This window comes from Anabaena sp. WFMT (assembly GCF_051781005.1).
Taxonomy (GTDB): Bacteria; Cyanobacteriota; Cyanobacteriia; order Cyanobacteriales; family Nostocaceae; genus Anabaena.
Genome location: NZ_JBPWOA010000026.1, coordinates 177,577 through 201,101, shown reverse-complemented (window position 1 = coordinate 201,101; position 23,525 = coordinate 177,577). Strand labels below are relative to the sequence as shown.

Genomic DNA, 23,525 nt, shown 5'->3' with positions numbered 1-23,525 from the left:
TTACTGTTATTTCAGTAATATTAACTATGCCAATCTCCGTCTCTGACCAAGCTTTTGAAGAGCTACTTTTTCAGAAAACAGTTAACAATTGTCAATATTCAGACCCTGATGATCGCTTAGACATAACATATTATTACCCAAAGCCATTTGGACAGGGGCATTGGCGAGAAATCCACCTGCGTCAAGGTTTGCTATTGGCGATTGGGGATTTGTGTTTGAGCGATCGCATAATTTTTGACAGCCCAGAACTAGAAAGTTCACTAAATTACCACTTCCATTTTTCTGGGGAACACGAAGATGAATACACATCCATAGGTAACAGAAAGTATATTTTTCACGGCAGTGGTCTTACGCCTAAAATGAAATCCCAATGTTATTGCGAACAACCATTCCTAGAGATTACATTCATAGTAGAGCCTGAGTTGCTGCGTTCCTTTGCTGGAGATAGTGAAGGACAATTACCACAACAGTTGGAGCACTTAATCCGACCAACTCATGAGTTAATGTACCATCGCTGTGGCACAGCTACTCTACCCATGCAGAGAATTGCACAGCAAATTTTGCATTGTCCCTATCGAGGAATTGCCAAACGGATGTATCTGGAGGGTAAAGTATGGGAATTGATGGGAATACTCATAGCCCAAGAAATGGAAATTCATGAAGGGAAAAACTATCTCCAGCCTCTAAAACCAGATGTAGTAGATAGAATTCACCACGCCAGGGAAATTATCCTGCAACGCTTGGATAATCCACTGTCTTTAAACGAACTAGCGCGACAAGTTGGTTTAAATGAATGCACCCTAAAACTGGGTTTTCGTTGTTGTTTTGGTACAACAGTATTTGGTTATCTGCGTAACTACAAACTTGAACAAGCACGACAACTCCTAGAAACTGGAGACATGAAAATCACGGAAATTGCTCATGCAATGGGTTACACCAGTCGCAGTCCCTTTGCAGCTGCATTCCGCAAACAGTTTGGCATGAACCCCAAGGAATACCAAAAATTGCGAAAAAATTCCGTTTAGCTATCGAAAAAATTCCGTCTACCTATCGGATTAGTCTTCTGTTACACCCAGTTTAACGGTATCTTGTTGAAACTAATTATTATTAATGGTGTGAGCAGTGGTGTCAAATTATTGCAGGTTAAAGGTGTTGATGCTTAGTTCCTTCTGGGGATTGTTTGCCTTACCATCTGTAGCGGAAACTAATTTAAACCGTACTAATTCTGATGCAAATATATATCCTGTAACAACTGCGGCTAAAAATCTCAACGAAGTTGAACGTCCAGCTACTACGGTTAAACAGTGGCTTTCTCAAGGAATAATTCAGGTAACGGGTGTAAAGTTAAGGCAAACAGACAGGGAACTAGAAGTAATTTTAGAGGCTACAGGTTCAGATAAGTTGCAGCCTGTAAGTAAGAGTGAGGGAAATAATTTTATTGCAGATATTCCCAATACTCAGTTAAATTTGCCATCTGCTAGTGAGTTCCGTCAAGAAAATCCTGCTAGTGGAATCACTGTAGTCACTGTAACTAATCTCGATGCTAATACTATCCGGTTAACAGTCACAGGTGCAGCCAGTTCTCCCAAAGTAGAGCTATTTGATAGTGATGAGGGTTTAATTTTCGGTGTGGCAGCAACTGAGATAGCAACAACACCACAGCCACCGGAAACAGAACAACCGATGAGTGAGACACCACCAGAAGCACCAACAGCACAGCAGGATGAGCCGATTGAGTTGGTGGTAACAGGCGAACAAAATGGATATTTTGTACCAAATACTACGACTGGGACAAAAACTGATACACCTTTGCGTGACATTCCCCAATCAATTCAGGTAGTACCACAAGAAGTGTTGCGTGACCAACAGGTAACTCGTTTAGATGATGCACTCAGAAATGTTGCGGGTGTCAATCAGAGTTTTAACTTTGGGCCATTTACTTTCTATAACATTCGCGGATTTGATGCAACAGAGACGAATCTTCTGAGAGATGGACTGATTGACACATTGGCTGGACAGGTAAGTGAACTTTCCAGTATTGAGCGAGTCGAAGTTCTCAAAGGCCCGGCATCAGTTCTATTTGGTTTGGGTAATCCAGGGGGAAGCATCAACCTCGTATCTAAACGTCCTTTGCGCGACCCTTTTTATGCTGTTGAGACAACTATTGGCAGCTATAGTTTTTATCGAGGTGCGGTTGATTTATCGGGGCCGCTAAATGACTCGAAGACAGTCTTATATCGTCTCAACTTAGCCTATAGAAATTCAGGTAGTTTTGTCGATTTTTTTGATGGTGAAAGCTTAAATATATCGCCTGTAATCAGTGTGGCACTTAGCAAGAAAACTAACCTGACATTAGAGGCAGAATATATCACAACAAAAGATAGATATGCCTCTGGTGTACCTGTGATTGGTAGTATTTTACCTAACCCAAACGGGAAAGTTTCTCGTAATCTCAACCTTTTTGAACCTTCTGATAGTGCTGAACAAACAATTATCAGGCTTGGATACCGACTAGACCATAAGTTTGATGAAAATTGGTCATTAAACAATTCATTTAGGTTTGTATTTCGCGATCTCTTTCAACGCCGCACCGATTCTAATGGTTTAGAAGCAGATAATCGAACTTGGAGGCGTTCAGCATCAGAAGGATCTTCTGAAAATAGAAATTATGCGATGACGACCAATCTAATCGGTAAGTTCTCCACAGGTTCAATTCAGCATCAGCTATTATTTGGATTTGATTTAAATCGTTTTGACAACTACAATCCAGTCACTCCTACTTTCGAGGCGGCATCAATTGATATCTTTAATCCCGTATATGGAAACCCGCGAGGATCGAATATTATTTTTTCTGAGGGTTTTCGACAGGAGACGAACTCATTAGGAATTTACCTACAAGACCAAGTTACACTGATGGATAACTTGAAGATTTTGTTAGGTGGGCGGTTTGACGTGATTGATCGAAAATATGAAGATTTATTCAATAATACAAAAAGCAGTGGGACAGATAGTGCATTCAGTCCTCGCTTTGGTATTGTCTATCAACCCATCCCTGCGATCTCCCTCTATACCAGTTACACAAGTTCATTTACTCCACCAGGCGGATCATACTTTTTTGGTGTTGACTCTTCCTTTGAGCCAGAACGCGGTAATCAGTATGAGATTGGCGTAAAAGCAGATTTGAATGATCGCCTTTCCGCAACCCTAGCCTTATTTGATTTGACTCGTACCAATGTCACGACAGAAGATCCTAATAGACCAAACTTTTCTATCCAAGTAGGTGAGCAGAATAGCCAGGGGGTTGAACTGAATCTGGCGGGCGAAATTTTACCAGGATGGAATATTTTTGCTGGCTATGCTTATATCGATGCCCGCATTACGAAAGATAATACTTTGATAGTTGGAAACCGATTGTCAAATAGTGCCAATCATTCTTTCAACTTGTGGACGAGCTACGAAATTCAAAAAGGTAACTTACAAGGGTTAGGGGCAGGAATAGGCTTGTTTTTTGTAGGCGATCGCGCTAATTTTGATAACACTTATACTGTACCTAGCTATCTTCGGACTGATGCCTCTATTTTCTACAAACAAGATCGATTCAGAGCCGCACTCAACTTCAAAAATCTATTTGACGTAGACTATTTTGAAAGTTCGCTAGGTAATCGTGTTTATTATGGACAACCTTTTACAGTGCAAGGCACAGTTTCCTGGCAGTTATAACCATCGAGATCATCATGCGACATTTTTTCTCTTGGCTAATATTAGGCATCTTGGGATTTACTCTGCTTACAGCTTGCAATCATCATACATTTCAAAATATATCCTCTTTACCTAAACAACCAACCGTAGAATGTCGCATGGTTAAACACACAATGGGGGAAACCTGTGTTCCCATTCACCCCCAGCGTGTTATCACCTTATCATCATGTACTTTAGGTAATGTTCTAGCCCTTGGGGTTAAACCCATCGGCACAACTAACGAAGTTTATGTAGAGGGAAACTCTCTCTCATCCATTAATGGTAAAACGGAGGGAATAAAACTACTGGGACTTTCACAACCAAATTTAGAAGCCACATTACTACTTAAACCAGATTTAATTATTGGTGTAGATTGGTTTAAACCAATTTATCCTTTATTATCTAAAATTGCCCCTACAGTATTAGGTGAAATTGATTTCATAAGCTGGCAAAGACATCTAAATTTTGTGGCTGAATCACTGGGGAAGCAAGATGTAGAAGAAGCACTTTGGAAACGCTACTATCAGCGAATAGAACAGCTAAAACAAGCTTTAGGAACTCGCTATCAAGGCAAAAAAATATCCTTCGTAACTGTTGGACGTGGTGAGATATATATTGATTCCAAAAATTCATTTCCTGGTTCTATTATCAGTGCTGCACTTTTACAGCGTCCAGCCGCACAAAATCTCGATTCAACCTATGGGGCATTTCCTATTTCTCTAGAGGAACTACAAAAAGCAGATGGCGATATTTTATTCGTGACGACATTTTCAAAAACAGGCAATGAATTTCTAGCAAAAAAACAACAAGAGCCACTTTGGAAAACCCTGAAAGCTGTTCAAGAAAATCACGTTTATTATGTTGATTTTATGGCATGGGCGGGAACAAATATGCTGGCGACTGATGTAGTTATTGATGATTTGTTTAAATACCTAGTCAACACACCCTAAAACTATGCCCAAACATACTATCTTCGTCTGTAAATCCTGCCACTGTTCATCTGAACAACGACCAGAAAATCCACCTTTCGATGGTGATATTTTACTTGATAAACTAAACTCTTTATGTGTTCAACAATTCATATCAGAACAAATAGAAATTAAACCTGTTGGGTGTTTGTGGGCGTGCAGTCAAGGCTGTGTTGTAGCTGTATCCAGTGAAGAGAAACCCACCTATCTCTTTGTCAATCTGACTCCAGAAGAAAGCGCAGCCGCCTTACTGGAATTTGTGCAACTGTATATCAAGAACCGTAAAGGGGTTGTAGTTTGGGAAAAGCTTCCGCAAGTTTTACAGTCAGCTATTTTCGCGCAAATTCCATCTGTGGAAGCGTAGCTAAGTACAACATTTCATTAATTCATAGCGAATTAACTTTGGCAAAACTCTGCGTACCTTTGCGTTTACCTCTGTGTTCCTCTGCGTTTACAAATGTCCAAAGTATTGATTTAATTACGAATTACGTAGCTTACTTCTCAGTTATGGGAATATCTGCTGGGTTTTTACCCATCCTCACAAGTTCCTCAAATTGTTTGCGTATAAACATAGTTGTAGGAGAAAGTTACAGAGTAGGACATTATGGCGAAAATAACTAAAAGCTAATAAAACTTGCGTTCTTTTCTTCTGACTTCTTGCAGCGATGTGAACAAAGCCGGATGAAATAACAGTATTTTAACCAAGTCTTAATCTAAAAAACACAAACAGCAATTATGAGTAATTAGCAAAGTCAAAATAGAGGTATTGTATGTTTAATAAAATTTTAGTTGCATTAGATCGCTCAGAAATGGGTAGAGATGTCTTTGAGCAAGCCTTGGAATTAGCAAAGCTAACATCAGCTAAATTAATGCTCTTACACGTCCTCTCTCTAGAAGAAAGTAGTAGTCCTGATTTTATGATTGCTCCTCATATTGACTACTATCCAGGTTGGAACGAGCAAAGTTTTAAATTACATCAGCAAAACTGGGAAACCTTTAAAACTGAAGGTTTGCAAATGTTACAGTCTTTTTCTTCCCAAGCCAATACCTTAGGTATCACTACGGAATTCACACAAAACCCTGGTAGTCCAGGACGCATTATTTGTGATTTGGCTAAAGTTTGGAACGCTGACATAATAGTAATGGGGCGGCGTGGTCATTCTGGACTGACGGAGTTATTTATGGGTAGTGTGAGTAACTATGTTTTGCATCATGCTCCTTGTTCAGTCCATGTTATCCATCTTCCCATTCCTGCCAAATCAGCAGAAATGATCATAGAAAATACCACCGCAGTTAGTTAAAGCGGTAATTGGTAATTGGTAATTTGGTAATATGAAAACTTCTATTTCGCCGCCATCTTCTAGTCATCCTAGTGGAGATAAACGTTTGAAGATGCTAGATGCAACTATCAAGCGTCATCAATATCAACAAGATGCACTAATTGAAATTCTCCATCGGGCTTCGGAACTGTTTGGTTATTTAGAACTGGATTTATTACTTTACATTGCCCATAGCCTAAAATTACCACCTAGTCGGGTGTATGGGGTAGCAACTTTCTATCATTTGTTTTCCCTTGCACCCAAAGGCGTACATAACTGTGTGGTATGTACGGGTACTGCTTGTTATGTAAAAGGCGCTCAGGCAATTTTAGCTAGTTTGGAAAAGTCTACCCAAATTCACGCAGGGGAAACTACCCCAAATGGTCAAATTTCTCTAATGACTGCTAGGTGTCTGGGGGCTTGTGGAATTGCGCCTGCTGTGGTGTTTGATGGTGCGGTTTTAGGTCATCAAAGCCCGGAATCAGTCTGCGAAAAAGTGGGAGAATGGCTGGAAAATGGAACTAAATGAATTATTAGAAATAACTCAAAAAGAACTTTCCCAAACTAAACCTGTACAGATTCGTTGTTGTACGGCGGCGGGTTGTCTCTCTTCTAATTCCCAAGCTGTCAAAGACAATCTTGATACATCTGTAAAAGCTGCGGGTTTGGAAGATACTGTCCAAGTTACGGGTGTCGGTTGTATGCGTCTGTGCTGTCAAGGGCCGTTAGTTCAAGTGGATTTCCCAGAAAAACATACAGAGTCAAAACTTTATGAAAAAGTTACTCCAGAAGATGCAACACAAATTATTGCTGGCGTAAATGGGGAAGAAACCAACTTACAACAGGGTGATTTAACTCAACCGTTTTTTACAAATCAATTACCGATTGTGTTGGAAAACAGTGGCAAAATTGATCCAGAACGGATTCAATCTTACATTGCTGCGGAGGGTTATCAGGCGCTTTACCAAGTTCTGCGAGAAATGAAACCCAGTGAGGTAGTTGAAACAATTACTAAAAGCGGTTTGCGGGGAAGAGGTGGTGCTGGTTATCCGACGGGTTTAAAATGGGCGACGGTTGCTAAGTCTGCGGGGGAAAGAAAATTTGTAATTTGTAATGCGGATGAAGGTGATCCTGGTGCATTCATGGATAGGAGTGTTTTGGAGAGTGATCCTCATCGAGTTTTAGAAGGAATGGCGATCGCAGCTTATGCTATTGGTGCAACCCAAGGTTATATTTATGTAAGGGCAGAATATCCTATTGCTATTCATCGTCTCGAAACTGCAATTCGCCAAAGTCAACGTCTCGGACTTCTCGGTTCACAAATCTTTGAATCACCTTTTGATTTTAAAATTGATATTCGCATTGGTGCGGGGGCTTATGTATGCGGTGAAGAAACGGCTTTAATGGCTTCTATTGAAGGTAAACGCGGTGTCCCTCATCCCCGCCCACCGTACCCTGCTGAGTCGGGTTTATGGGGCTACCCAACGTTAATTAACAACGTGGAAACCTTGGCAAATATCGCGCCAATTATCTGTAAAGGTGCAGATTGGTTTGCGAATATCGGTACTGCAAAAAGTAAAGGCACAAAGGTTTTCGCTTTAGCTGGAAAAATCCGCAATACGGGTTTAATTGAAGTACCTATGGGGACATCCTTACAGCAAATTGTCGAGGAAATGGGGGGAGGTGTTCCTGATCATGGTATTGCTAAAGCAGTACAAACTGGTGGTCCTTCCGGAGGATGTATACCTGCGTCAGAATTTGCTACACCTGTAGATTACGAATCCTTGACTGCGTTAGGTTCCATGATGGGTTCCGGCGGGATGATTGTCATGGATCAAACTACAAATATGGTTGATGTCGCCCGCTTTTTCATGGAATTTTGCATGGATGAATCTTGCGGTAAGTGCATTCCCTGTCGGGTAGGAACTGTGCAGTTATATCAGTTATTAACGAAGATTAGCAAAGGGGAAGCTGCACAGTCTGATTTGGAATTGCTGGAGGAACTTTGCGACATGGTGAAACAAACTAGTTTATGTGGTTTAGGACAGTCTGCACCAAATCCGGTTTTTAGCACTTTGCATTATTTCCATGATGAGTATTTGGCTTTGATTAGGGAATAGGAAAATTGTCTGAATCAGGATTTTCTGGATTTAAGGATTTACAGGATTTAAGAATTTTTTTCCCCCAACTACCAATTACCAATCACTATCACGGATTTACCGAATTTAAGAATTTTTTTCCCCCAACTACCAATCACCAATCACCAATCACCAATCACCAATCACCAAATTATTATGACTGTAAAAACACTAACGATAAATGGTGAATTAGTCAGCGCCCGTGAGGATGAAACTTTACTGACAGCGGCGCAAGAGGCTGGTATCCATATTCCTACATTGTGTCATTTAGAAGGAGTAGGGGATGTGGGGGCTTGTCGGTTATGTTTGGTAGAAATTTCTGGGAGTAATAAACTTCAACCAGCCTGTGTGACAAAGGTTTCTGAGGGGATGGAAGTGACTACAAATAGCGATCGCTTACAAAGATACCGTCGTACCATTATTGAAATGCTATTTGCTGAAGGTAATCACATTTGCTCGGTTTGTGTTGCTAATGGTAATTGTGAACTCCAAGATTTAGCCATAGAAATGGGTATGGATCACGTCCGATTAGAATATCAATTCCCGAACCGTACCGTTGATACTTCTCATCATCTTTTTGGAATTGATCATAACCGTTGCGTCTTGTGTACCAGATGCGTCCGTGTTTGTGATGAAATCGAAGGCGCACATACTTGGGATATGGCAGGAAGAGGTTACAAATCGCACGTTATTACCGATTTAAATCAGCCTTGGGGAACTTCTCAAACTTGTACCTCTTGCGGTAAATGTGTTAATGCCTGTCCTACAGGAGCTTTATTTGATAAAGGTTCTAGTGTAGGGGAAATGAAACATGATCGTGGCAAAATCGAATTTTTAGTTACAGCTAGGGAGAAAAAACAATGGAATTTTTAGAAGAGTTGAAAATGGGAGAACACGAAGAATTATCTATAAGTAAATACCAATTACCAAAAGAAGAATATGATGTTAAACTGGATTGGAAAAATATTTTGGCAGATGCTATTTTTGGGGATTTTGACAACATTTATATTCCTGGATTTAGGAAACTTCACATCCCAGAAAGCAAATGCTGCTGTCACTCAATTAGAAGAAGCACCAGGAGAAGTTCTTTATCGCTCACAAGTAAAATTAGATGATCAATCAGGAAAAGTTTGGCAGGTTGTTTTATTTAAACAAATATATCCTGGTCAAGCATCTAATGTAAATCTTCGGTTAATTGGTTTTCCTGGTTCTGCTGAATTAATTCATCCCCAACCTTTAAAAATTACTTCAGCTACAGATAAAGTTTGGAATGCTGCTGATGTGTTTTTAGATGAAGCACCAGCACCAACTATTGGTCAATATGATTTGACACATATTTTGCCAGAATTGCCAAATGAAAAGTTAACACTGGGAATACCTCTACCTGGTTCAAACTTCATCAACATCTCAGTCCCCCCATCAGTAGTTAAAGAATGGCGTACAGTTTTGAGTCCTGAGTAGTTAACTACAGATGTCTTCATACTCTTGATTCCTCTGGAGTGCCTCTGCGTGAGAAAAAAATGTGATTAATTTACCCAAAAATCAGATTTTGAGAACAGAAAAATGACTCGATTGAAATTAGCAACAGTATGGTTAGGTGGGTGTTCTGGTTGTCATATGTCCTTTCTTGATTTAGATGAATGGTTAATAGATTTAGCCGCGCAGGTAGATGTAGTTTATAGTCCCATAGCTGATATTAAAGAATATCCAGAAGGTGTAGATGTAGTCTTGGTTGAAGGTGCGATCGCAAATGAAGAGCATTTAGAACTAATTTACAAAATTAGAGAACGCACTAAAACAGTAATTTCCTTTGGTGATTGTGCTGTTACTGGAAACGTTACCGCTTTACGTAATCCCTTGGGTGGTGCTGAACCTGTCCTCCAACTTGCTTATATCCAATCAGCCGATATTAACCAGCAAATTCCCCACGCACCAGGAATTATTCCACCCTTACTAGATAAAGTCGTACCTGTACATCAAGTCATACCAGTTGATATTTATTTACCCGGTTGTCCACCTTCAGCCCCCCGCATTCGTGCCACCTTAGAACCATTATTGAAAGGAGAACAACCCCAAATGGAAGGAAGAGAAATGATTAAATTTGGATAATATCTACTTCCTTTTTTCTTACTCTTCTATTCTTATCTTCTTCTTCCTTCTTCCTTCTCCTGTCGGAGACGCTGCGCGAACGTGCTCTTTGCTTCGCAACGCTACCGCGAACGCGCCTTCTCTTCGAGACGCTTCGCGAACGCGGTTCATTTAATCCATATTCTTCAGAGGTAAAATATGTTAACAGCAGCAGATGTAATGACCAAAGATGTTGCGATGATTCGCAGTTCAGCAACAGTAACAGAAGCAGTGAAATTAATGCAAGCTAGAGATTGGCGAGCATTAATTGTAGATCGTCGCCATGAACAAGATGCTTATGGAATTATCACAGAAAGCGATATTGTTTATAAAGTAATTGCCTATAGCAAAGATCCAAATAAAATCCGTGTTTATGAAATCATGAGTAAACCTTGCATTGTTGTAAATCCCGAATTAGGTTTAGAATATGTAGCCAGATTATTTGCTAATCACCATCTCCGTCGTGCGCCTGTAATTAGCGGTGATCTAATAGGAATTATTTCACTTACTGATATCTTAGCGCGGAGTAGCAGTTTAGAAAAACCCCGTTCAATTATATTAGAACAAGAATTACAAGATGAAATTAAAAAAGCTCGTCTTGTCTGTACTGATAAAGGCATAAATTCCGCAGAATGTGCAGCCGCTTGGGATGTAGTAGAAGAGATACAAGCAGAAATTGCCCACCAACGAGCCGAGAAGCCTTTAAAAACTGCTTTTGAAGATTACTGTGATGAGTATCCAGAAGCAGCAGAAGTAAGAATTTATGAGTTGTAATTCATAGTTAGGGTTTGCTGAAAAAGTTGTCGGTGAGGACAGGGAATAGGGAACAGTTTCAGCTATCTCAACATCCTCAATTTTCCGGTTCTGACCAGGAAAAATGCACCTATTTTGTCACTCTATATGCCAAACCATTGCACTTTTTGAGCATCAAAAACCCAGCCAACCCTTATCTGTTATTGTTTTTAAGTTTATATGCCTAACGGCACGCTCCGCGAACAGCAAGCCCTAGTTAGTAATTGGTAATTTGTATTTACCAATCACCAATCACCAATTACCAATTACCAATTACCTATTTTTATGAAAAAAATAATTATTGATCCGGTTACTCGCATTGAAGGACACGCGAAAATTAGTATCTATTTAGATGATGATGGACAAGTCAATGATGCACGGTTTCATGTGACAGAATTTCGCGGTTTTGAAAAATTTTGCGTTGGTCGTCCTTTAGCGGAAATGCCTGGAATTACCGCACGGATTTGTGGTATCTGTCCGGTGAGTCATTTGTTAGCATCAGCAAAAACAGGCGATCGCATTCTCTCTGTCACAATACCACAAACAGCTACCAAACTTCGCCGATTGATGAACTTAGGTCAAATTGTCCAATCCCATGCCCTCAGCTTCTTTCACCTTAGCGCCCCAGACCTGTTATTAGGCATGGATAGCAACCCCGCACAACGTAACGTATTTGGTTTAATTGCTGCTGAACCAGAATTAGCTAGAGGTGGTATTCGTTTACGTCAATTTGGTCAAGAAATAATTGAATTATTAGGAGGAAAAAAAATCCATCCATCTTGGGCTGTTCCCGGTGGAGTTAGAGATCCTTTAACTGAAGAAAATCGTACCCACATTCAACAACGCATTCCTGAAGCACGCACTACTATTATTAATGCCATAGATTTATTTAAAAAGCTGCTGGAAAAATATGCAAAAGAAGCGCAAACTTTTGGGAATTTTCCTAGTTTATTTATGGGGTTAGTGACTCCTGAAGGTTTATGGGAAACCTACGATGGACATCTCCGTTTTGTTGATAGTGCTGGTAACATTGTTGCTGATAAACTTGACCCCACTAACTATCATGAATTTATTGGTGAAGCAGTTCAAGCAGATTCTTATTTGAAATCCCCTTATTATCGTCCTTTAGGTTATCCCGATACTCAGGATCATTGCCGTTTAGATAGTGGAATGTATCGCGTTGGGCCTTTAGCAAGATTGAATATTTGCAGTCACATTGGTACACCTTTAGCTGATCAAGAATTAAAAGAGTTTCGTAGTCATGGAACTGGAACTGTTAAATCATCATTTTTCTATCACTATGCCCGTTTAATTGAAATTTTAGCTTGTATTGAACACATAGAAATTTTACTTGATGATCCTGATATTTTATCAACTCATCTCCGTGCTGAAGCTGGTATTAATCAATTAGAAGCTGTGGGTGTAAGTGAAGCACCAAGAGGAACATTATTTCATCATTATCGTGTTGATGAAAATGGTTTAATGCAAAAAGTAAATTTAATTATTGCTACTGGTCAAAATAACTTAGCTATGAATCGTACAGTTGCTCAAATTGCCCGTCATTTTATCCAAGGTGATGACATTAAAGAAGGGATGTTAAACCGTGTTGAGGCTGGTATTCGTGCTTTTGACCCTTGTTTAAGTTGTTCAACTCATGCAATGGGACAAATGCCTTTACTAATTGAAGTATTGGCTAAAGATGGAACTGTAGTTAATAAAATTTACCGAAATTAATTACAATTATATTACAGAAATCTGACTTTTATATCATGTGTTTTCTAGAACCCTTGTAGAGATGTGACCTAGCTAGAGATTCTCGACTCTACATTCTTTTTTACTCCTATGTCTAAGATAAATTTGGTTATCTTCATAAATTTATTTTACTGTTTAATGAGTCTGTACAAATACCCTTTTTCCGGGAATTAATCTTAGATTTAACTAAAGTATTCCCAGGATAAAAATTAGGTTATAAAATGCAAATTTGACAAATTTTGAATAATCTGCTATTCTAAGTGTCAAGTGATAGAATAATGTAATTGTGACTATTTTTAATTACTGCCACCGAAGAACCTTGTAAAATAAGGGTTTTATCTTTCTAAACCGCGTCTACTTTGAAAGCCTAGGAAAGGCAGAGCCTTTGTGATCGCATTCCCAGTCTGAGACTGGGAACGAGGTATACTCAACACCGCTTAATCATTTGATTCTGTGGGTAGGGGTTTAGCACTGCTAAACCCCTACAAATCTAGGTTTTTCGTAATTTCGTAAAAGTCCATGTCCCAACTGTGTTGAGTATAACGAGGTGTGGTTAGGATGAGGTTGATGTTGAGTTATCTACTGAATTTCTTCACTTAACTTTACACCAGCTTGCACTAGGTCAAAGTCTGCGGGAAAATGGGTGGTGCGATCGCAATCTGCTTTCTCTAAATGCACTCCCTGTAAGTTAGCTTGACGTAAATCCGCAGAAAATAACATTGCTCCCCGCAAATCTGCATTATACAAGTTAGCGTGACTCAAATCGGCAAAGCTGAGGTCACAGCCGCGTAGATTAGCACCGCTGAGATTAGCTTCACTCAAATCAGCATAGCTGAGGTTAGAGCCTTTTAAATCAAGACCTTGTAAATCTGCATTACCTAATTCTGCTTTTTCAAAGTCTCGTTTTCCCGCTGCATATTCCTCTAGAATTTTGGCAGCGGTATCAATGGGCTGTTGGAAATTGACTTCAGGCATATAACAGCCTCACAGTTGATCTAAAGTTGAGTAAATATATTTTCATCATATAACCAATAATCACCAAAATAAACTCAGAATTAACATAAATTTGTTCAAGAATAGAAATTTTGAAAGGTTTTGTATTTCCTCACAACTTCCTCAAATTTTTGCTTTAATTTTAAATATAGATTCAATAACCCTATAACAAGCATAAAGGAAGGCAGACAGATGTCATCCCTGAATTTATTAGCTATTTTCAATCCCTCAAATTACTGGCGTAATGGTTATGTTACTATACCTTGGCAAAATATTGTCAAAAAGTTTCAAATTCCACCAGAAGAACTGGTATTAAGCGACCTACGCGATCTTTCACATACACCTATACCAGCCCAAATTGACCGCATTGATCCTGAAGATCCTAACCGCGATACTTTAGTTCTCTCCTTACAAAAGCCAATTCCACCCAGTTCCGAAGATGGGATTTTAGCTGCTGGTTTTATCAGAGTTGATAAAGGTAAACCTATACCTCAACAAATTGGTGAACCGTATATAGAAGTAGTTTATGGTTCTGAAGGTCGTGAACGTGGTGTCAGACTGGTTAACAAACGTTTAATTGTTTGGTTTAATTTAATTCCTGCACCTGAAGATAATGGTAGGAATTGGTTTTCTGGTTCAGCAACCAGTATACAGCTTGATCATCAAGAAATTCTTGACCCATTTTTGGCTGCAAAAGGTGAATGGTTAGGTCAAGATCCAGAAAAGCGTTGTTTGCAAGTTAGTGAAATTCAATTACCAGGTGAATATCATCCCAAATCACCTTTTTATCAAATATCTTTGTTTAATCATGCCTATCGGTTGGTAGCGCAATCTAGTGGCTCTGTTCGTGCTAGTATTACCATCGCCTCGGAACCTTTTGATTATATGGGTTTAGATCCAGTGACTGGGAAAAATCGGCATTTGGTTTGTGAACTGTATCGGGTCATAAGTTTGTATGCTGGCGCAGATTACCTAACAGAAGAATTATTTGTCAAAGGTAAACCCAAGCATCCAGAAGATGGAAATGAAGTTGTGAATCTTCCTGTGGGAATACACTATTTTGCTCACATGAATTTGGGAAAAACACAAGATATTGAGCAAGTATTTCCTGTTCCTGATTGGTTTGCTTTCGGTTCTACTGGATATCCCTATGCAGCTTACGGTTTAGCGACCAATTTGCATATAGAATCAATAATACATCCCCATCAGGGAAATCAAAGTTATTTCTCTTGGCAGTTATTACCTGGAGAATATGCCAAGTGTCTGCATTTTTTCATGCGTGGTCAACCGGAAGGATTTGATGCCAAGGTTGGTCATACTTGGTATGAGTTGATTTACAAACCGATCACAGCAGTGATTTATGAAGATGCTGATGTGGCGATTCAAGTTGAAAATAAGAGTTTAGTTATTGTCTGAAAGAGTGTAAAAGCAATGAGTAGAACTGCAATGGTGATTGGTTACGGTAATGAATTACGTGGTGATGATGGTATTGGTAAACGGATAGCAAATGCTATTGAATCTTGGCATTTATTAACCGTAGAATCCCTTGCAGTTCATCAATTAACACCAGAATTAGCTGCAAATTTAGCAAATGCTGATGTGGCAATTTTTGTTGATGCTTGTATTAATTGTGAACCTTTAGATGTACAAGTACGATCGCTCTCATCTAAAGATTCTAGCACTATTAATGGGCATACAGGTGATCCGCGATCGCTCTTAGCCCTCACAGAATCCTTATATGGCCACTGTCCCCCGGCTTGGCTGGTGACAGTACCAGGGGTAAACTTTGAAATTAGCGATCGCATTTCCCCTAGTGCTGAAAATGGAATTGCGATCGCACTCATTAAAATTGTCCAACTTTTGGATAAATGCAGAAATTTATGGATGCAGTTTGAATGAAGGGAACAGGTGACAGAAGAAGCAGGGGGGCGGGGGGCAGGGCGCAGAGGAGAAAGTTTTTCCCCTTGCTCCTTGTCCTCATCCTCCCCATCTCCCTATCTTCCCCAATCTCTAATCCCTATGCAAAAATATATGAAATCGACCAGCGACCGGGCTTATGATATATTGCAAACAGAGAGAATTAATCCCCTAGATGCTATTTTCACACCTCAGAGTGTAGCGGTGATTGGTGCAAGTGAAAAAGCTGGAAGTGTGGGACGTACATTACTTTGGAACTTAATTAGTCATCCCTTTGGGGGAACTGTTTTTCCCATTAATCCTCAGCGTCATAGCGTACTAGGAATTAAAGCCTATTCCACTATTTTTGATGTTCCTGAACAGATAGATTTAGCGGTAATTGCCACACCAGCAGCTACCGTTCCCAAGATTATATCTGATTGTGTGGATGCAGGAATCAAAGGAGCAATTATTATCTCCGCTGGATTCAAAGAAGCAGGTGTCAAAGGTATAGCTTTAGAACAAGAAATACTCCAACAAGCACACCGGGGAAAAATTCGCATTATTGGCCCCAATTGTCTAGGCTTAATGAGTCCCCGCACAGGTTTAAATGCTACCTTTGCTAGTACAATGGCGCGTCCAGGAAATGTTGGTTTTATCAGCCAAAGTGGGGCTTTATGTACAGCAATTCTGGATTGGAGTTTTAAAGAAAACGTCGGTTTTAGCGCCTTCGTTTCCATCGGTTCAATGTTAGATATTGGTTGGGGAGATTTAATATATTATCTTGGTGATGATCCCCATACAAAAAGTATTGTAATTTATATGGAATCTATTGGGGATGCGCGTTCATTCCTGTCAGCAGCGCGAGAAGTTGCTTTAACTAAACCAATAATTGTAATTAAAGCCGGTCGTACCGCAGCCGCAGCCAAAGCCGCAGCTTCCCATACAGGTGCATTAGCAGGAAGTGATGCTGTTTTAGATGCTGCTTTTCGACGTTGTGGAGTGTTACGAGTAAATAGTATTTCTGACTTATTTGATATGGCGGAAGTATTAGCAAAACAACCCCGTCCCCAAGGTTCACGTTTGACAATTTTAACTAATGCTGGTGGTCCGGGAGTATTAGCAACAGATACATTAATTGAAAGTGGGGGAGAACTTGCACCAATTTCTGAAGAATTGATCACTGATTTAAATCAAGTTTTACCTCCCCAATGGAGTCATAGTAATCCTATTGATATTTTAGGAGATGCTGATCCTCAAAGATATACTCAAGCTTTAGAAATCGCAGCAAAAAATCCGCATAGTGATGGCTTGTTAGTGATTCTTACACCACAGTCGATGACAGATCCTACCCAAACAGCCCAACAATTAAAACCCTATTCCCAAATTTCCAATAAACCGATTTTAGCAAGTTGGATGGGTGGTGCTGATGTCGCTGCTGGGGAACAGATTCTCAACCATCAAGGTATTCCTACATACCCTTATCCCGATACTGCGGCGCGGGTATTTAGTTATATGTGGCGGTATAGTTATAACTTAAAGGGTATTTATGAAACTCCGATTTTACCAAATTTAAGTTGTGATTCTACTGCTGATAATTGTACCATAGTTGAGAATATTATTCAAACTGCAAGACAAGCGAAAAGAACAATTCTGACGGAATTTGAATCTAAGCAAATTTTAGCAGCTTACGGTATTCCTGTGGTTGCAAGTTGCATTGCTGACAATGCAGAGAAAGCAGTTGAATGTGCAGCAAGTTTTGGTTATCCAGTAGTTTTAAAACTTTATTCCCAAACTATTACCCATAAAACAGATGTGGGTGGTGTACAGTTAAATCTGCAAGATGCAGAAGCTGTAAAAAATGCTTATTGGACTATTGAAACATCGGTGAGAGAAAAAGCAGGTGCAGAACACTTTCTTGGTGTCACTGTACAGCCAATGGTGAAAACTGATGGTTATGAGTTGATTGTTGGTAGTAGTTTAGATCCGCAATTTGGGCCAGTGTTATTGTTTGGGGCTGGGGGACAGTTGGTGGAAGTTTTTCAAGATAGTGCGATCGCACTCCCACCTCTCAACACAACTTTAGCACGACGGATGATGGAACACACCAAAATTTATAAAGCTCTCCAAGGTGTGAGAGGACGTAACAGTATTGATATGTCTGCACTTGAGCAATTATTAGTAGTATTTAGTCAATTGGTTGTCGAACAAAAATGGATTAAAGAAATTGATATTAATCCCTTGTTAGCAATTCCGCCAACCCCTGCAAATCCTGGTGGTTTAATTGCTTTAGATGCGCGGATAGTTCTCCATTCTCCAGATGTTCAAGAAAGCCAATTACCAAAATTAGCCATTTGTCCCTATCCTACCCAATATGTAGGCGATTGGAAATTAAAAAATGGGACACCAATTACCATTCGTCCTATCCGTCCTGAAGACGAACCTTTGATGGTACAATTTCATCAAACCCTATCAGAAGAAAGCGTTTATTTCCGATATTTCCACCTCATGAAATTGAGTCATCGCATCACCCATGAACGACTGACGCGGATATGTTTTATTGATTATGATCGGGAAATGGCTTTAGTAGCAGAGTCCCAAAATTTGGAAACAGGAACCCAGGAAATTATAGCTGTCGGGCGTTTGAGTAAATTGCATGGTAATAATGCGGCTGAATTTGCTATGCTGGTGAGCGATCGCTTTCAGTGTCAAGGCTTAGGAACAGAATTACTCCACAGATTGCTAGAAATTGCTAAAAATGAGCAAATCTGCTGTATCTATGCCGATATTCTCGCTGATAATTCAGGTATGCAGCGAGTATGCAAAAAACTCGGTTTCAAAATTGCACCCACAACTGATGCAATAGTATTAAGGGCAGAAATTACAGCGGATTTCATTTAATTCTTGATAAACAAATACTGGCACTCTTTTATAAGCAGGTGTACCAGAATGCGGATCAATTTTTGCTTGGAAAATTACGTTTACTTCAGGATAAAACATCATTGCTGCACCTTGACGAATCTCTCCGCAAATGATTTCCACATTTTCTAATTTGCCCGCATCACCTTGAACTGTTACCCGTTGATATTGACTGAAACCAGCTTTTTCTATATCGTGATGATTCATCAAAATACAGTTACGATGTGGCATTCCACGATAATAATCTCCATCTTTATAAACAACAGTATTATGTTGAGAATAACTTCTTCCTGTTACTAAAATTAAAACAATACCTGGGATTGATTCTCTCAAACCAAAGTCTGTTTGACTGGGTAAATTCAAGTTTGGTAAATCAGTAACAAACATCTTGGCTTTACCTGTAGCTGTGGCGAATTTTGGTTCATTAAAAATCCGTCCAGAAATAGTAAATTCTTCTCCTGTATTATCAATATTTGCCATTTTTTCATAACCAGGAATTGTCCTAGCAATCAATTCACGAACGTATTTTGGATCTTGGAGTTTGCGCCAATTTACAGGATTATCTCCTAAAACTCTATGAGCAATTTCCACAATTAATTCTATCTCTGAAATTAAATCAGCATCTTTTAAATGAGTTGTTCCTACATCATTAAGACGAACAAAATTATTACCAGATTCGATGGTAGTTTTATGGGGATTCTCAAAGCGAGTAAATACTGGCAGAATAATCGTATTTTGCTTGGCTAAACCGTGAAAATGTCCGAGATTTGGTTTTGTGGCTACATAAAAAATGGTTTCTATTTTTCCCAAAGCTTGTTTTGCTTGGTTTAAATTTGGATTTGCTGCATAGAGATTTCCACCCAAACAGATTAAAGTATCAACTTCTCCCTGTTCTGCCGCTGTAATTAATGCCCTAGTATCATAGCCAGGAACACGGCTAAGTTGACGTTGTAGAAGTTTTTCTAAAGCTTGCTGAATTTCTTTTTTTAAGTGGATAGTGACTCCCATCGAGCCAAATCCTTGCACGTTTGAGTGTCCGCGAATCGGCATTGTTCCTGCACCCGGTTTGCCGGCATTTCCTGTTAAAAGTGCGGTATTAGCAATACTATAAATGTTATCAACGCCATTTTCTTGTTGTGTAACTCCCATTGCCCAAGCAAATATTACACTTGTAGATGTACCAATTATTTGTGCGGCAGCATTAATCTCAGATTGAGAAATTCCGCAAGTTGCAGTTATTGTTTCCCAAGGAGTAGATTTGGCATATTTAATAATATTTTCCCAGTCTTCTGTATAGGCTTTGAGAAAATCTGGTTTAATTAAATTTTGGGCAATTAAAGATTTTTGTATCCCCACAAATAAAGCAACATCACTACCAGGAATTGGTTGCAGGTACAGTGAAGAAATTTCCGAACCACCAGCCAACATGGATTTTATGGGATAGGCTGGAGATGCAAACTTAACTAAACCAACTTCTATAATTGGGTTGACAACAATTACCTTTCCACCTCTTTCCCGTAACTTAATCAATTCATTCATCAATCGGGGATGATTTGCGGGGGCGTTAGAACCAATCAAAACTATACAATCAGCTTGTTTGAGACTTTCTAAACTTACCATTGAAGTCCCAGAACCAAACATCTGTTTTAACCCCACTGTTGAGGCTGCGTGACATAAATCTGAACAATCAGCCAAATTATTGGAATCAAGCGATCGCATCATTAACTGTAACAGAAAGGCTGCTTCATTCGATGATCTCCCAGAACTATAGGAAGCTATTCTTTGTGGTGATTTTCTAAATGCTGTTTCCGCTATTTGATAAACTTCATCCCATGAAATTCGTTCATACCGCGAACTCCCAGAACGTAAAATCAACGGATGACTCAATCTACCTAAATTATTTGCTGACTGAGAATTTAATTCCTGCAACTGTGCCAAGGTATACTGTTGTTCAAAATAAGTTGCTGCTTGTAGTTCTGATGCGATCGCTTCTATACTCTTAGCGCAGCGTTGCAATACTTCCCCATCTTCATTCACAAAACTACCTTTTTGTCCACCTGTCCCCCACGCGCAAGAAAGACAAGCACTTTTGTGCAATAACTTCTGCCAAATTTGCAAACCATCAGCAGAGATAGTCTTTTCTGCCCAGTATTTAATGACAGGCATTCCTCCACCGACATCTGGTGTTTTGTCAGCACTCATAACATCACCTTGAAATAATGAGTATTGTTAACAATGATATAGCAATCTTCACCAGTGAGTTAGAGGTTGTTTGAAAAGTGGTTCTAGTCGCATAATTAACTCCCGAACAATCAAAATGAATTAGATTGAGTGTTCGGTTAACCAAGCTTCTAAATCAGCAACACTAGAAAAGTCTAATAATGCCTCTCCTAAATTTTCTAACTGTTCAATTGATAATCCTGTAATTCGCTCGATTAATAACGCATCAGTTTCCCCAATTCGGCGATGTAGTAGACGCAGTATTAAGTCTTTTTCTCCTTCTTGTCTTCCTTCTTGTATTCCTTCCTGTCTTCCTTCTTGTCTTCCTTCTTCTTTAGCTTGTTCTCTATTTCTTTGATAAAGTGGTTCTAGTCGCATAATTAACTCCCTATCGTCTGTTTCTAGTTCTTGATTTACTCTCAAATTTTCGCGCAAGTTGTAAACTAATTCCAGGGTGGCCTTTTGGTATGGATGATCTAATGGTAACGCCTGCAACTCGATAATTGCTTGTGATTGTACGCTTCCCCTACCCAAAAGCCTCAACCATAAAGTCTCCGGTGTTTGTGGTAGTTGGTGTATTGCCACAATTGCTGTTCGCAAGGCATCTGCTAAAAAATGTACTCCCGATAACCAATCTTCTTTTTGGATAGTTCCAAAGCTAGATAAACGAGTTTCAGATATGGTGGGGGTTAAAATCCACAATTTAGGAATTTCTGACTCCTGAAGTTTGATTTTATTGGCTTTGGCTTCTCGTCGCAATAAAGCCTTGACTTCTAATAACTTGAGAATACAGTCGCAGATTTCATCGGTAGAAGCTGGATTGCGGTATGGTTCTATTATTGCAGGATTTTCGGCAAGTCTTCCTAGTAAACCCAGTATTTGTAATTTAGAAGTTTGTTGTTTAGCAGGTGTGAATAAAACATCTATTTCTTTAATTTCTCCTGAAACTTTTTCTGATGCTTTGACTTCTCCGTAATCTTTTAATAATTCTTCTAGATAGTCTTTGGCGAATTTATCATGTATAAACCTAGTCATTAAATTTTAATTTTGAGTAAAATCTGGGAAATAATTTGGAATTCTATTATATAGCAGTTAGGAATTTTCCCTAAGAGGATGTTTGAAAATTTTTTGGTGTTGTATTGAATACTTTTAGATCCCCGACTTCTTTGAATGATCTTTATTATTTACAAAAAATTTAATTAAGAAGTCGGGGATCTTTTGTACCTAGCTGAACTTATATTCATTATTTGTTAATTTTTCTGATTAGCTCCATAGTATCTTGATAGTCTGTTTCTTTACCTTCTTTTATATATATATTTGCGGCTGTTTGGAAATCTTTAATTGCACCCTGTTTATCTCCTAATGCAGAACGGACAAATCCTCGGTTGTAGTATGCTAGGGCATAGTTAGGATTAATCTTGATAACCTGAGTGTAATCATCAATTGCACCCTGCTTATCTCCTAAATTAGAACGGGCAGATCCTCTGTTGTTGTAAGCATCTACATAATTGGGATTAATCTTGATAACCTGAGTGTAATCATCAATTGCACCCTGCTTATCTCCTAACGCAGAACGGGCAAATCCTCGGTTGAAGTAAGCTTTGAAATAGTTAGGATCAATCTTAATAGTCTGAGTGTAATCATCAATTGCACCCTGCTTATCTCCTAACGCAGAACGGGCAAATCCTCGGTTGTTGTAAGCTTTGAAATAGTTAGGATCAATCTTGATAGCCTGAGTATAATCCTCAATTGCACCCTGCTTATCTCCTAATTTAGAACGGACAAATCCCCGCCTAAAATAAGCATCTTCATTATTTGGTTTCAGTTGCAATACTTGAGTATAATAAGCAATAGCATTTTGATACTCTTCTTTCTCACAACACTCTTTACCCAAGCGCATATATTCGTCAGATTCAGAAGATGTCAAACTCTCTAAATAGCTGCGTAAACCCCCAGAATAAAGCAATTCATCTATTCCCACCAAGGCTTTACTAGCAGACAAAGTAATCATATTTGTTGGTAAAAATCCCGCCAAAATCAGATTGTATTCAGCCTGAGCCTCGCTGACTTCCTCTTGAATTAAAATACAAACTAGAACAGCATTTTTTTCAATTTCTTCTTGGCTAATTGACCATTGAATTTTATCAAAATTGCCATTACGGGCTTTAACCTGAATACCAATTGATGAGTCAGAAGTTAAGGTAAAATCAACTTTTCCATCACCACCAACACGCTTTTCATAGTCAACTTCTGTCACAAAATCAGCTAAACGGGATTTGACAACTTCTTCACCCAACTTCCCCTTCATGTTGTTGATAAAGTAATTTTGGGGATCATTTGGTTTATACTTCTTGATCATCTCCCAGCAAAAATTACGTAATGGCTTTGATCTCTCATCAGAAATGACAGTTAATTCACTATGCTGGCCTTTTTCGTCACAATGGAGTAATTTAGCAGATTTAAGTCTTTGAATAAAATCAGTCTGTTGTGCCTTGAGTGATGTTGTCCAGTCCATATTGGTTTAAATAATCTATCCATAAGAATAGTATAGCGATTGCCTACACCAGTGCTGAAAGCGATAGCGAAGCGCTCCGTAGGAATCGCTACTTCCCAATGGCTCTTGACTTTTAGAAGAAATATGTCAAACTAATATTTAGATAGTC

General features: G+C 39.2%; 19 protein-coding genes. 15 read left to right on the top strand and 4 right to left on the bottom strand.

The genetic code is table 11. The annotated features are described in order from the left end of the window. Window positions 1-26: 26 nt before the first annotated feature. The 12 genes from ACSQ6I_RS17855 to ACSQ6I_RS17800 all read left to right on the top strand — a co-directional run bounded on the left by ACSQ6I_RS17855 (window position 27) and on the right by ACSQ6I_RS17800 (window position 12,816). On the top strand, window positions 27-1,025 hold the full coding sequence (locus tag ACSQ6I_RS17855) for a helix-turn-helix domain-containing protein (RefSeq protein WP_438891637.1): 999 nt from the start codon (window positions 27-29) through the stop codon (window positions 1,023-1,025). A gap of 130 nt (window positions 1,026-1,155) precedes the next feature. After that, complete coding sequence (locus ACSQ6I_RS17850) at window positions 1,156-3,720, top strand: TonB-dependent siderophore receptor (RefSeq protein WP_438891636.1); 2,565 nt, start codon at window positions 1,156-1,158, stop codon at window positions 3,718-3,720. A gap of 14 nt (window positions 3,721-3,734) precedes the next feature. Next, complete coding sequence (locus ACSQ6I_RS17845; protein WP_438891635.1) at window positions 3,735-4,688, top strand: ABC transporter substrate-binding protein; 954 nt, start codon at window positions 3,735-3,737, stop codon at window positions 4,686-4,688. 4 nt (window positions 4,689-4,692) lie between these two features. Then, window positions 4,693-5,070, top strand: coding sequence for a DUF1636 family protein (locus tag ACSQ6I_RS17840; RefSeq protein ID WP_438891634.1), 378 nt, complete (start codon window positions 4,693-4,695; stop codon window positions 5,068-5,070). 406 nt (window positions 5,071-5,476) lie between these two features. Then, window positions 5,477-6,007: a universal stress protein gene (locus ACSQ6I_RS17835; RefSeq protein WP_438891633.1), complete on the top strand. Its 531-nt coding sequence runs from the start codon at window positions 5,477-5,479 to the stop codon at window positions 6,005-6,007. A gap of 31 nt (window positions 6,008-6,038) precedes the next feature. Further along, window positions 6,039-6,554, top strand: coding sequence for a bidirectional hydrogenase complex protein HoxE (gene hoxE, locus ACSQ6I_RS17830; protein WP_438891632.1), 516 nt, complete (start codon window positions 6,039-6,041; stop codon window positions 6,552-6,554). Then, window positions 6,541-8,145: an NADH-ubiquinone oxidoreductase-F iron-sulfur binding region domain-containing protein gene (locus tag ACSQ6I_RS17825; protein ID WP_438891631.1), complete on the top strand. Its 1,605-nt coding sequence runs from the start codon at window positions 6,541-6,543 to the stop codon at window positions 8,143-8,145. The genes hoxE and ACSQ6I_RS17825 overlap by 14 nt, the downstream gene beginning before the upstream one ends. A 174-nt stretch (window positions 8,146-8,319) precedes the next feature. After that, window positions 8,320-9,036: a bidirectional hydrogenase complex protein HoxU gene (gene hoxU / locus ACSQ6I_RS17820; RefSeq protein ID WP_438891630.1), complete on the top strand. Its 717-nt coding sequence runs from the start codon at window positions 8,320-8,322 to the stop codon at window positions 9,034-9,036. Window positions 9,037-9,102: 66 nt separating this feature from the next. Next, entirely contained in the window at window positions 9,103-9,624 is a 522-nt protein-coding gene (locus ACSQ6I_RS17815; RefSeq protein ID WP_438891629.1) for a DUF3122 domain-containing protein, read from the top strand. A 102-nt stretch (window positions 9,625-9,726) separates the two neighbouring features. Next, window positions 9,727-10,272 carry an oxidoreductase gene (locus tag ACSQ6I_RS17810; protein WP_438891628.1) on the top strand — a complete coding sequence of 182 codons (546 nt, stop codon included), beginning with the start codon at window positions 9,727-9,729 and terminating at the stop codon, window positions 10,270-10,272. Window positions 10,273-10,449: 177 nt separating this feature from the next. Next, window positions 10,450-11,064 (top strand): CP12 domain-containing protein, encoded by a 615-nt coding sequence (locus ACSQ6I_RS17805; protein WP_438891627.1) that lies wholly within the window; start codon window positions 10,450-10,452, stop codon window positions 11,062-11,064. A 303-nt stretch (window positions 11,065-11,367) separates the two neighbouring features. Next, window positions 11,368-12,816, top strand: coding sequence for a Ni/Fe hydrogenase subunit alpha (locus ACSQ6I_RS17800; RefSeq protein WP_438891626.1), 1,449 nt, complete (start codon window positions 11,368-11,370; stop codon window positions 12,814-12,816). Between the two features lie 597 nt (window positions 12,817-13,413). Here ACSQ6I_RS17800 and ACSQ6I_RS17795 read toward each other — a convergent pair. Further along, the gene (locus tag ACSQ6I_RS17795) at window positions 13,414-13,809 is read right to left on the bottom strand and encodes a pentapeptide repeat-containing protein (RefSeq protein WP_438891625.1); all 396 of its coding nucleotides are present in this window, start codon (window positions 13,807-13,809) and stop codon (window positions 13,414-13,416) included. A gap of 210 nt (window positions 13,810-14,019) precedes the next feature. Between ACSQ6I_RS17795 and ACSQ6I_RS17790 the strand changes: the two genes are divergently transcribed. The 3 genes from ACSQ6I_RS17790 to ACSQ6I_RS17780 all read left to right on the top strand — a co-directional run bounded on the left by ACSQ6I_RS17790 (window position 14,020) and on the right by ACSQ6I_RS17780 (window position 18,624). Next, complete coding sequence (locus ACSQ6I_RS17790; RefSeq protein WP_438891624.1) at window positions 14,020-15,243, top strand: hypothetical protein; 1,224 nt, start codon at window positions 14,020-14,022, stop codon at window positions 15,241-15,243. A 15-nt stretch (window positions 15,244-15,258) separates the two neighbouring features. Next, window positions 15,259-15,726 (top strand): hydrogenase maturation protease, encoded by a 468-nt coding sequence (locus ACSQ6I_RS17785; RefSeq protein WP_438891623.1) that lies wholly within the window; start codon window positions 15,259-15,261, stop codon window positions 15,724-15,726. Window positions 15,727-15,846: 120 nt separating this feature from the next. Continuing rightward, complete coding sequence (locus ACSQ6I_RS17780; protein ID WP_438891622.1) at window positions 15,847-18,624, top strand: bifunctional acetate--CoA ligase family protein/GNAT family N-acetyltransferase; 2,778 nt, start codon at window positions 15,847-15,849, stop codon at window positions 18,622-18,624. On the opposite strand, the gene ACSQ6I_RS17775 is transcribed toward ACSQ6I_RS17780, so the two are convergent. The 3 genes from ACSQ6I_RS17775 to ACSQ6I_RS17765 all read right to left on the bottom strand — a co-directional run bounded on the left by ACSQ6I_RS17775 (window position 18,592) and on the right by ACSQ6I_RS17765 (window position 23,377). Further along, the gene (locus ACSQ6I_RS17775) at window positions 18,592-20,844 is read right to left on the bottom strand and encodes an FdhF/YdeP family oxidoreductase (RefSeq protein WP_438891621.1); all 2,253 of its coding nucleotides are present in this window, start codon (window positions 20,842-20,844) and stop codon (window positions 18,592-18,594) included. The genes ACSQ6I_RS17780 and ACSQ6I_RS17775 overlap by 33 nt on opposite strands. Window positions 20,845-20,964: 120 nt before the next feature. Continuing rightward, window positions 20,965-21,897: a DUF4351 domain-containing protein gene (locus ACSQ6I_RS17770; protein WP_438891620.1), complete on the bottom strand. Its 933-nt coding sequence runs from the start codon at window positions 21,895-21,897 to the stop codon at window positions 20,965-20,967. A 208-nt stretch (window positions 21,898-22,105) separates the two neighbouring features. Next, complete coding sequence (locus tag ACSQ6I_RS17765; RefSeq protein WP_438891619.1) at window positions 22,106-23,377, bottom strand: tetratricopeptide repeat protein; 1,272 nt, start codon at window positions 23,375-23,377, stop codon at window positions 22,106-22,108. Window positions 23,378-23,525: the final 148 nt, after the last annotated feature.